The sequence below is a fragment of the Cupriavidus laharis genome (genome assembly GCF_914271435.1).
In the GTDB taxonomy this organism is placed as follows: domain Bacteria; phylum Pseudomonadota; class Gammaproteobacteria; order Burkholderiales; family Burkholderiaceae; genus Cupriavidus; species Cupriavidus laharis.
This window is the reverse complement of sequence record NZ_CAJZAI010000029.1, coordinates 1-12415: the sequence shown is the minus strand read 5'-3', so window position 1 is coordinate 12415 and position 12415 is coordinate 1. Positions and strand designations below refer to the sequence as shown.

The following is a 12415-nucleotide window of genomic DNA, read 5'->3' as shown; positions in this document are numbered from 1 at the left end:
AGAACCGCAATGCAGATCGATTTGAACGCCGACCTTGGTGAAGGTTGTGACAATGACGAGGCGCTGCTCGCGCTGATCAGCTCCGCCAACGTGGCGTGCGGCTGGCATGCGGGCGATGCCGCCACCATGCTGCGGACCGTGAAGTGGGCAATCGAGAAAGGCGTCGCCATTGGCGCGCACCCGAGCTTCCCGGACCGCGACAACTTTGGCCGCACCGAGATGCAGCGCGACCCGGAATCCGTCTATGCCGACGTGCTGTACCAGATCGGTGCGCTGGCCGCCATCGTGCGCGCACAGGGCGGCCAGCTCCACCACGTGAAGCCGCATGGCGCGCTGTACAACCAGGCTGCGCGTGACCCGGCGCTGGCCCAAGCCATCGTGCGTGCGGTGCGTGACTTTGATTCCGACCTGGTTTTCTTCGGCCTGGCCGGCAGCAAGATGATCGATGTGGCGCGCCAGGCAGGCCTGCGCGTCAAGGAAGAAGTCTTTGCCGACCGCGGCTATAACCCGGACGGCTCGCTCGTCAAGCGCGGCACGCCGGGCGCGCTGCACGAAGACGAGGAAGTCGCTCTCAACCAGACGCTGACCATGGTGCGCGAGCAGCGCGTGCGCGCCATCGACGGCAGCTGGGTACCGATCCGCGCCGAGACCGTGTGCCTGCACGGCGACGGCGCCCACGCGCTTGCCTTTGCGCGCCGCATCCGCGAGCGGCTCGGCGCCGAAGGCATTGCAGTCCGCGCCGGCGTCTAGGGCAGCAAGCCCTGTCACCGGCATTTCCCGCGGCCTTCCCCGTCGTGCAGTCTGACGGCTTGAAGGCAGCTCGCCTCCATCACACTTCTTCTGGTGTCTCTTATGGAACAGGCAGTCAACCTCTGGCCCCTGATCGGGGTCGGCGTCATCATCATCGGCTTCGTGCTGCGCTTCAATCCCATGCTGGTGGTGGCTCTGGCCGCTATCGCCACGGGCCTCGCCGCATCGATGCCGGTCATGCAGATCTTCTCTGCAATCGGCACCGCCTTCGTCAAGGCGCGCAACCTGCCGTTGATCATCCTGCTGCCGCTGGCCGTGATCGGCCTGCTCGAGCGGCATGGCCTGCGTGAGCATGCGCAGGCGTGGATCGCGCGCATCGCGTCGGCGACCGTCGGCCGCCTGCTGATCGTCTACCTGGGCGTGCGCGAACTGACCGCGGCCGTCGGCCTGACCAGCCTCGGCGGCCATCCGCAGATGGTGCGCCCGCTGCTGGCACCGATGGCGGAAGGCGCGGCGGAAAACCGCTTCGGTCACCTGCCTGAGCCGATCCGCCAGCGCGTGCTGGCCTTCTGCGCGGCCACCGACAACGTCGGGCTGTTTTTCGGCGAGGACATCTTCGTGGCCTTTGGCGCCATCGCGCTGATGCACACCTTCCTGCTGTCGTCGAACATCGACATCGAGCCGCTGCACATTGCCGTATGGGGTATCCCGACGGCGATCTGCGCATTCCTGATCCATGCGGTGCGCCTGAAGCGCCTGGACGGCTGGCTTGAGCGCGAGCTCGGCGGCAAGGCCGCTGCCGCAAACGTCGCTGCCAAGAGCGGGGAGTAAGCCATGATCGTATCCATCGAATACCTGTACTGGCTGGCGGGCCTGGTTCTTGCCATCACCGCGCTGCTGACCTTTGCCGACCGCGAGCATCCGCGCCGCTTCAGCACGGGCCTGTTCTGGCTGCTGTACGCCATCGTCTTCCTGATCGGTGACCGCCTGCCGCCCGCGGCGGTGGGCATCGGCGCCGTGGTGATGGCGCTGATCGCCGGCTTCGGCGGCGTTGGCCACGGCAAGCACGACACGCTGCCCGAAGAAGAGCGCCGCACCAGCGCGCGCCGCCTCGGCAACAAGCTGTTCGTGCCGGCGCTGCTGATTCCGCTGGTGACCGTGATCGGCACCGTGCTGTTCAAGGACGTGAAGGTGGCGGGCATTCCGCTGCTCGATCCGAAGAACGTGACCTTCGTCTCGCTCGGCATCGGCTGCCTGATCTCGCTGGGTGTGGTGTGCTGGCTGACGCGCGACACGGTGGCGCAAGGCATGCGCGAATCGCGCCGGCTGACGGAATCGCTCGGCTGGGCACTGGTGCTGCCGCAGATGCTGGCCATGCTGGGCCTGGTGTTCGCCGATGCCGGCGTAGGCAAGGCCGTGGCGCACCTGACCACCGCCTACATCAACATGGACTACAAGCTGGTCGCGGTGGCGGTGTACTGCGTCGGCATGGCGCTGTTCACGGTGATCATGGGCAATGGCTTCGCCGCGTTCCCGGTCATGACCGGCGGTGTCGGCGTGCCCATCCTGGTCGGCATGTTCCACGGCAACCCGGCGGTGATGGCAGCCATCGGCATGTTTTCGGGCTACTGCGGCACGCTGATGACGCCGATGGCGGCGAACTTCAACATCGTGCCGGCCGCGCTGCTCGAACTCGAGGACAAGAACGCCGTGATCCGCGCGCAGGTGCCGACCGCGCTGGCGATCCTTGTCGCGAACATCGCGCTGCTGTACTTCCTCATGTAAATCCGGAGATCCGTCATGCGCACCGTCTTGCTTACCGGCTTCGAGCCGTTCGAAAACGAGCCGATCAATCCGTCATGGGAAGCGGTGCGCGCACTGGATGGCGAGCACATCGGCGATGCCGTGGTCGTGGCGCGCCAGTTGCCGTGCGTGTTCGGTGCGGCCATCGATGCCATGGACACGCTGCTGCGGGAAGTGAAGCCCGCGGTGGCCATTGCCGTCGGACAGGCGGGCGGACGCATGGAGATGTCGGTCGAGCGCGTGGCCATCAATGTCGACGACGCCCGCATTGCCGATAACGCTGGGGCGCAACCAATCGACACGGTGATCGCTGCGCAAGGCCCGGCGGCGTACTTCTCCACGCTGCCGATCAAGGCGATCGCGCGCGATATGCGCGCGGCCGGCGTGCCTGCAGCCGTGTCGCAGACGGCGGGAACGTTCGTCTGCAATCACGTGTTCTATGGCTTGATGCATTGCCTCGCTACCCCTGTCGGCGCAGGGGTGCGCGGCGGGTTCATTCATATCCCGTATCTGCCCGAGCAGGCCGCGCGTCATCCGGGCCAGCCGAGCATGTCACTGGAGATGATGGTTCGGGGCATCCGCCAGGCTGTTGCCACTACGCTGGCAACGGACGTCGATGTGCGGGAGCAGGGCGGGCAGTTGCACTGAGTGCACGCATCACGACACCGTTTCCCTCCCGCTTGCGGGGAAGGGGCGGGGGTGAGCGCCGGCGCCGCCGCGAAGTCGCTCAGTCACCTCACCTCACAACCTCATCTCCAACTGGACCTGCACCCTTCGGTGCCTGTCAAGAAAAGCCGGTAACACCGGACCGGCGCCAGTCGCTCCGGTGCACGATCGGATCTGCTGTCCGACGAACGAGTCCCTCCCCTAATACGATCACTCTCCATGATGAAAATCAGTATCTGTTTGCAGAAATTTCCTGGTGAAAAATAAGTCGCGTCGTAGGTAAATTTTAATCCACCGCAACATTCAGAGGATTAGCTGAAATGTCCTATAGCTCCATCCATTAATTGGATGGAACTATTGAGCTTTTCCTATTTCGCGACAAATCAAAATGACCACTGTCATTCCCGCGCAGGCGGGAATCCAGCGTCTTTGAAGTCCCCCGAAAGGGGGACAAAAAGTCACTGGGTCCCGCCTGCGCGGGGACGACGAATATTTGGCGTTGTCGTGAATTATGGAAAGCTCAATATTTGGGCATCCACTCACACCGCTGCATCCAGATTCAGAATGCCGCGCTGCCATTGGATAAGGGAGCTGATGTCGCTCCGTTTGCATTTGCAATCCAATAGCGGGCGTCATGAACACAAAGCTATATCGTCTGGTTTTCAACGTCGCGCGCGGCATGCTGGTCGCCGTGCGGGAGTGTGCGAAAGGGCGCGGTAAAGATCGCCATGCCGTCGCTGATGCCGGTGCAGGGCCATCGGCCTTCGTGCCAGTGTTCTGGTTCGCCGCGCTCACTTCAGCCATGATCGGCCTGCCGATGACGCTGCAGGCGCAGACCTTGTCGATCCAGGTCGACAAAGGCGCACCCGGCGCGCAGCCATACGTTGGCACGGCCGCGAACGGCACGCCTGTCGTGAATATCGCGCCGCCAAACCGCCCCGGCGGGACAAGCATCAACAACTTCATCCAGTACAACGTCGGCCCCTCCGGCGTGGTGGTGAACAACGCTGGCCAGAACAGCCAGACGCAGATTGCCGGCTGGGTGCAACGCAATATGCAACTGGGCAACAACCATGCGGGCACCATCGTGCAGCAGGTTACGGCGCCGAACCCCTCGCAACTGCTGGGCATGCAGGAGATTGCCGGCAATCGTGCCTCGCTGGTGATCGCAAATCCGGCAGGCATTACGTGCTCGGGTTGCGGGACCATCAACGCCGACCGCTTTACGCTCGGTACGGGACGTCCGGTCTTCAGCGCCGGCGGCGATCTGACGGGATTCGACGTGCGCCAGGGCGCCATCGCTATCGATGGTCAGGGGCTGTCCAGCCCGCAGGCGCAGGTCGACTTGCTCTCGCGCGCAATCTCCATCAATGCGCAGGTGTGGGCCGATCGGCTCAATGCCGTGACGGGCGCGAACCAGATTGATCATCAAAGCCTGGCGGCAACGCCGCAGGCCGGTTCGGGCGCGGCACCACGGTTTGCGCTGGATGCCTCCACGCTCGGATCCATGTATGCCGGCGCGGTGCGGCTGGTGGGGACTGAAAAGGGCGTGGGTTTCAACGTTGGCGGCAATATCACCGCTACAACGGGCGACATCACGCTGGATGCCAACGGCGATGTCCGCATCGTGCCCGGGGCGCGGCTGCAGTCACAGGGGGTCGCGACCCTTGCCGGCAGCAACATCGATAATGCGGGCACGATCACCACGCGCGGCAGCATCGTCGCCGCGACGCAGGGTCAGCTCAACGCAGAAGGATCAATCACGGGCGCGGGCACGCTCGATGTGCGAACGCCGGGGGTGATCGATAACCAGGGCGGCACGCTGGCGGCCAACGAGGCGGCAGCACTAGTCGCGGGCCAGATCAACAATCAACGCGGCTCGCTGGGCTCGTCCCAGTCCAGCCTGTCGCTCACCGGTCCGCTGGACAATACCGGCGGCAAGGCGCTGGCCGCGATCGACCTGACCGCAACAGGCGGGCCGATCGTGAACGATGCGGGTCAGATGTCAGCAGGCCAGCGCCTCTCGCTGGACACCGCCGGCCACACGCTTGCGAATGCCGCGGGCAAGATTTCCGCTGGAGACCTCAGCGCCAGCACGCGCTCGGTGAACAACAGTGGCGGCGTGGTCCAGGCGACGCGCACTATGTCGCTCGATACCCACGGCCAGACCTACGACAACGGCCGCGACGGTGTTACCGTTGCCAACGGGACCTTCACGTTCGACACGGGCTCGCTGAACAACAGCGGCGGCACCGTGTCAGGCGGGCGCGACCTCAGACTCACCGGGACGGCTCTGGACAACACCACTGGCAAGATCATTGCCGGCGGGCCGCTTGAAGTGAACGGCGACAGCCTCGCCAATGTGGGAGGCAAGGTGGCATCCAATGGCGACGCGACGCTGCGCATTGCAAACGTCCTCGACAACACAGCCGGTCATACACATGCTGGCGGCACGCTGGACGTGCAGGCGGGCACCGTTTTCAATCGCAACACGCTCGGCGGAACCGCTGACAACCCGCTTGGCATGGAGGGTGGCGCGGTGAAGCTGGCGGCCAGCGTCATCGACAACACGCAAGGTGCGCTGCGCGCCGATACCACGCTGATTGCCACGGCCGCTACATTGGACAACAGTCGGGGCGAGACAACATCCGGCGGCACGGCCCAGCTCGATGTTGCTGCCACGACCAACACGCGTGGCTTGCTGTCGGCGGACCAGGCGCTCCGGATCTCCGGTACCAGCCTGACCGGAGATGGCACGGTGCAGTCCAGGGGCGACGTGACGCTGAAGCTGACCAGCGATTTCCATAATGCCGGCACCATCACCGCAGGCAAGAACACGACGCTGGATACCACGGGCGATATCACGAACACCGGAACCCTCAGCGCCGGACAAGCACTGGACGTGCATGGTCGCAACATTGCCAATGCTGGCGAACTGTTCGGGCAAGAATCCAGCCATCTGCGGGTGGACCAGGGCGTTACAAACAGCGGACTGATCGACGGTGGCATCGTGCGTATCGATGCCGGTGCCGCGGTGACCAACGTGGACCGCATCTACGGCGATTCGGTATCCATTGGCGCCGGCCAGCAGATCGTCAACGATGCCAATCCGGTGACCGGAATCGGCGGCGTGATTGCCTCACGTATCGGCGACGTGAATCTTGGCGCGCCAGATATCGTCAACCGCGAACACGCGCTGATCTATTCGTCGCAAGACCTGAATGTGGGCGGTGCGCTGGATGACAGTGGAAACGTCGTTGGCCGCGCCAGCTCGCTGACGAACGCATCGGCGACGATTGACGTGGTGCGCAATGCAAGTATCGATGCGGCGGTCATCCTCAATCAGAACAGTCATTTTGCGACGGCGGTGAACGACACGGGTACGGTCACTCAACTCGCTTACCGCCTTAAAGGATCGACGGTCGATATTGATCCCACCACAGCGATCTTCTTCGACTGGAAGTTCGGAACGACCGATTACTACCATCCGGCCACAGACATCGACTGGCTGCAGAGGGATGGCAATGAACGAGGCGCGCCGCGCTGGCTGGTGCTGCCTTCGGACGATTATCCGTTCTCGCAGTTTGGTCCGCCCTTCGACTGGTCGCGCCGGATGGACGGAACGGCCGGGCCTGTCCTCGCCTGGGGCAGCTATCAGGTGGAGGGCGACAATTCCTTTACGCCGATAGACCGGTGGTCGCCCGTGGGCCTCGCCTTTGCGCAGTTCAGTGAGACGGACAACGTGGGCAATGTCGTGAGCGTGACCAATGAGCGGTTCTACTACCAGCCCGACGATGCGATCTGGGACAAGTTCGGCGTTGCACGCCCGGGTTCCGTTCCTCCGCCATTCCAGGGCCCATGCGCGAACGACGCGCCGGCATCGTGCCAGACCGCGCAGCTGGCCTACCAGGCCTGGCACGATGAGAACTTCCCGAAGTACCAGGCCCTCAACGACAAGATCAAGGCGTTCAACAAGGACTTTCACGCACGTTCGGTTTCGGATTTTTACGTGCTCAACCAGCAGACCCGCGTTCGCGATGAAACCGTTGCCAGCACCGACCCCGCGCGCATTCTTGTCGGTGGAGACGCCAGGCTGAACGGCGCCGTCGTGAACGACAAGAGCCAAGTTCTGGTTGGTGGCACGCTTACCGTCCCCTCGCCCGTCGACAACCGGGGCTACACCGGCACCCGCGTTGAATCCAATTCGGGCTCGCAAGACTGGTACTACGTCAACTATGGGGTTAACGATCCCGACCGCCGGATCAAACCGGGAGTGCTGCCGCCTGTCGATCTCAACCTGCCGCTTGTTCTGGCGACGGGCTCTTCGCTGGATCACCAGTCCGTGAATGGCACGGGAACGAATGTGGGCGCCAAGCCAGGCATTACGCCGATCTCCAACGTGCCGACAATGATGCAGGTGTCGCTTGACACCGGCGGGGCGACTTCGGGTCCCAAATTGGAGGCCAATGGTCCTGGCTCCAGGCTGGGTGGTAACGTGATTCGTACTGTCACGCCATCGCTTGCGTTGCCGCCCAATGCGCTCTTCACGGTCAACACGCAACCGGGTGCGCATTACCTGATCGAGACTGATCCGCGTTTCACCAACCAGCGCCAGTGGCGGTCCAGCGACTACATGCTGGAGCAGCTTGGCCGTGATCCGGGCAACGTCCTCAAGCGCTTGGGCGACGGCTTCTACGAGGCACGTCTGGTCGCCGACGCAGTGATGCTCGCCACCGGGCAACGCTTCACCGGCGACTATGCCGACAATCAATCGCAGTACATCGGCCTGATGAATGCCGGCGTGACGTTCGGACAGAAATACCAGCTGACCGTCGGCACGGAACTCTCGCCGGAGCAGATGCGTGCGTTGACGAGCGACATCGTGTGGCTGGTGGAGAAGACCGTCACGCTGCCGGACGGTAGCACGCAGAGGGTGCTGGTGCCGCAGGTGTACCTGATGACGCGCGTGGGCGACATCCAGGGCGACGGCACGCTGATCGCCGCCAGCAAGATCGACATCCAGACCTCTGGGGACGTGAAGAACACTGGCACCATCGCCAGCCGCAAGGTGATGCTGATCGAGGCCGGGAACATCGTCAACGAGCGCGGCACGCTCACCGCTGGCACCATGGATCTCAATGCGAAGCAGGACATCGACAACCTGGCGGGCACCATCAATGCGGACAAGCTGTCGGCCACGGCCGGGCGCGATATCAACCTGACCACCACGACGGCCACTGGCGGCAACCGGATCGGGGAGGCCGCAGCAAGCCACACTGCGTTAAGCGGCATATCGGTGCTCGATGTGGACAGCGCCACGCTGAAGGCCGGGCGAGACGTCAACGCCCGGGCCGCAAGCATCACCGCAACGGGCGATCTGGGCATGCACGCCAGGCGAGACATTAACCTCGAAACCGTGCAGGTGGGCGACCGCCGGGATTCCGTGACCGATTCGCGCAATCGTACCAGCACCGCGTACAGCGCGGACATCGGCACGCAGTTAATGGGCAAGAACGTCACGCTGGCTGCCGGCCAGGACGTGAACACCAAGGCGGCGTACGTCAACGCCGGGGAAAAGCTGGACGTCCACGCCAAGCGCGATATCAACGTGACGGCGGGCCAGGCCAGCGTGGCGATCCGGGACGAGCAGGGCAGCACGAGCGGTGGCGTCCTGTCGAAGTCGTCGACGCATACGATCGATGCGGTCAGCCGGACGGAAGCGATGGGCAGTACGTTCTCGGGGGACACGGTGACGATGAAAGCCGACCGGGATCTTGCGGTAGCGGGCAGCACGGTGGCTGCCACACAAGACCTCAATCTGACGGCCGACCGCAACCTGGGCATTACGACGACCGAGACGGAATCCTCCGCATACAGCTTCAGGGAAGAGAAGAAGTCCGGCTTTGGTGCGACGGGCGGTGGAATCTCCTACGGCAGCCGTAACCAGAAGGACACCATCAACGACCGTGGCACGCAGCAGGCGGGCAGCCTCGTGGGCTCGACCGATGGCAGCTTGAACCTGAAGGCGGGCAGCACGCTGACGGTCAAGGGCAGCGACCTGATTGCGAAGCAGGACATCACGGGCGTCGGCGCGGATGTGAGCATCGAGGCGGCGCAGAACCGGCAGCACCATGACGAGACACACGAGGTAAAGCAGAGCGGCTTCACGCTGGGTGTATCGGGCGGCGCTCCCGGAGCGGCGCTCAATGCGGGCAACAAGATCAACAGTGCCGCGAAGAACGAGGACGGGCGTGCCTCCGCGTTGTGGGGCATGGCGGCGACGCGGGATCTCTACGATGCCGGCAAGCTGATGGACAGCAAGGGGGCCATGGAGGGCGCAGCAGTGACGCTTTCGTATGGGACAACCCACAGCAAGCAGACGCTGACGCAGGAAAGCACCAGCCATGACGGCTCTAGTGCGCGGGCCGGCGGCACTGCCAAGTTCGTTGCCACGGGCGTGGATGCCCATGGCAACAAGACGGCGGGTGACCTGAACATCGCCGGGTCGGAGATCGACGCGAGCAAGGTGGTGCTTGGGGCGAAGCACGATGTCAACATCGTCTCGGCCACGGATACCGATGAAAGCCACAGCACCAACAAATCAACCAGCGCCAGCGTTGGTGTTTCGTACGGACTTGGGAAGGACAACGCCGGCTTCGGCGTTTCCGCGTCAGCGTCGCAGACCAAGGGCAACTCGGATAGCGTGGGTGCGACGCAAAGCAACAGTCACGTGCGTGGCAAGGATTCCGTCCTGATCGTTTCGGGGAGCGATACCAATATCCAGGGCGCGACGATCCATGGCGACACGGTCGGCATGGATGTAGGCGGAGACCTGAATGTCGCCAGCCGGCAGGACACCGGAGAATCCCGCGCGCGCCAGCAGAGCATTGGTGGCGGCATCAGCATCAGCCAGGGCGGCGCCAGCGGAAGCTTCTCGGCTTCCCAGGGGAAGGCCGATGGCAGCTATGCCAATGTCTCGGAGCAGTCGGGCATCTATGCGGGCGAGGGCGGTTTCGACATCACGGTGAAGGGCAACACGGACCTGAAGGGTGCGTTGATTGACAGTGAGGCCGACAAGGAGAAGAACAGTCTGAGCACGGGCACGCTCTCGTGGAGCGATATCGCCAACCATTCGGACTACAGCGCTACATCGTACGGCGTGTCGGGTGGCGGGACTGTTGGCAGGAACACCAGCGACAAGAACAGCGGTCAGACGTCAGGCAAGAACACCGGCGGCATCAGCCCGATGATTCCGCAGCACAAAAGCGGCAGCCAGGATGGCTCGGCGCAATCGGCGATAGCCGATAGCACCATCACGATCACGGACTCGGCCAACCAGAAGCAGGATCTTGCAACGCTAAGGCGGGACACGACCCGCACCAACAGCCAGGTGGGAAGCAAGCCGGATCTGGAGAAGCTGCTGAACAAGCAGGCCGACACGATGGCGGCGGCGCAGGCAGCGGGCGAGGCGGTGGCGAAGACGGTTGGGGATATTGCGCAAGCCAGGCTTGAGGATGCCAACAAGCGGTATGCCGAAGCGGCGGAGGCGAACAGAGTGAATCCGAGTCCTGAGAATCAGGCTGCGATGGATGCGGCGCAGGCTGATATCGACGGCTGGAAGGACAGTGGCAGCTATCGGGCTGCGTTGCATACGGCTGGCGGCGCCTTTATTGCGGGGCTGGGTGGAGGCAATGCGCTGGCCGGGGCCACAGGGGCGGCTGCGGCATCGCTGGCGGGGGAGAAGCTTGGGGAGTTGAGCAGCGCGATTGCCGGACGGGCTGATACGGGCAATGCGGCGCTGGATGAGGCGTTGGGGAATATTGCGGCGAATATTGTTGGAGGTGGGCTTGCCGGTGTAATGGGTGGCGGTTCTGGTGCGGCTACGGCGGCGAATGTGGATCGGTTTAATCGGCAGTTGCATCCGGACGAATATGACTTGGCGAGAAAGCACGCAGGAATTGTCGCAAGACGCCTTGGTATTACGGAACAGGAAGCCGAAGGGCGCATCGTTGCGGAGATTCTCCGTAATTCCGATAAGCAGACCGCGGAAGCGTCAGGCGGCAAGCAGGATTGGGAAGTACGTAGCATCATTGGCTGCCGGAACCTGAACTGCGATGGCTACAAGAACGATCCGGAGTACGCCAATCACAACTACAACAGCGAGTACATTAAATCGAATAAGGCTACATCTGATCGTGGACAGGAGCAGATTAAAGCTGGCTGGACGGGCGAGGAACTACGGCAGAAGAATTTGGTTTACGAGCGAACTGGCAAGCTCGCAACCACGGGTGTCGCCTGCCTATTCGCAGGCCCTATCTCCTGTAAAGCTGCGGCCAGCGGGTTAGCCACAACATTGGGGATAAGCTATTTAACGGAAAAGCCGTTGACAACTGCGGAGGCAATGGGTGGATTCTATGGCGGAGCTTTGGGTGGCATTTATGGTCAAGCATTGAACACATGGTCAGCGGAAACAAGTTCGCTCATGCAGACCTTCTCCCTTTTTGTGACTAAGACTGGAACAATTTTTTCCGGAAAACAAATTGGCGTTCCATTGGGTAACATGACTGGTCTAGGTAAATCGGTGGACCCAATGTTCGATCCAGTCACTAATCCGTGGTGGGGTATAAACAATACTCTTGAGCAATTAAATGGGGGTAAAAAATGAGAATAGGATTTGGTGTCGTGATAATAATTTTGGCGTCCTCTTTGGTTACATTTCTTATTTTTGGGAAAGGCATTGATGATTCACCAAAATCAGCTTTTTTTATTGGCTTAAATCAACTTTATTTTTGGCCACTTTGCTTTTTGTTTGGTTCGGTTATAACGATTCTGCGGCATTTGGTTTCGTTGGAGCGCTTGCAAGTATTGTGCTTGCTGGTCTCTTTACTTTTGGGCGCGCATACCTTCTGGCAATGCTATAGCGAGATTCGTGGGTAAGACAGGCTATGTCAGCAGGTAACAGGGCAGATTTCTGGAATGACAACTGTACTTTCACCGGTAATCAAAGGGCTTGGCGAAACCGCAAAAGCAACCCGTGGGTGGGCCAAGTTTTTAATGAGGTGGTGCTGTTAAGGGGGGTATAAAGCATTGCATTACACACAAGTCACTCGTGACCAATCTCCCTGGCGTACTTGATTCCGGCGGCGAAGTCCATGACGCGCTGCAAGCCCTGCCAGATTGTCTTGACCCCCGGTTC

General features: G+C 62.1%; 5 protein-coding genes. All 5 read left to right on the top strand.

Features of this window, described 5'->3' with window-relative positions:
• The first annotated feature begins 9 nt into the window (after positions 1-9).
• Positions 10-750 (top strand): 5-oxoprolinase subunit PxpA, encoded by a 741-nt coding sequence (gene pxpA, locus LDO29_RS27325; protein ID WP_224082873.1) that lies wholly within the window; start codon positions 10-12, stop codon positions 748-750.
• 102 nt (positions 751-852) lie between these two features.
• On the top strand, positions 853-1581 hold the full coding sequence (locus LDO29_RS27320) for a DUF969 domain-containing protein (RefSeq protein WP_224082872.1): 729 nt from the start codon (positions 853-855) through the stop codon (positions 1579-1581).
• A gap of 3 nt (positions 1582-1584) precedes the next feature.
• Positions 1585-2535, top strand: coding sequence for a DUF979 domain-containing protein (locus LDO29_RS27315; RefSeq protein WP_224082871.1), 951 nt, complete (start codon positions 1585-1587; stop codon positions 2533-2535).
• A 15-nt stretch (positions 2536-2550) separates the two neighbouring features.
• Positions 2551-3201, top strand: a complete 651-nt coding sequence (gene pcp / locus LDO29_RS27310) for a pyroglutamyl-peptidase I (protein WP_224082870.1) — start codon at positions 2551-2553, stop codon at positions 3199-3201.
• 652 nt (positions 3202-3853) lie between these two features.
• A complete protein-coding gene (locus LDO29_RS27305) occupies positions 3854-11884 on the top strand; it encodes a hemagglutinin repeat-containing protein (RefSeq protein ID WP_224082869.1) in 8031 nt (2676 codons plus the stop codon).
• Positions 11885-12415: the final 531 nt, after the last annotated feature.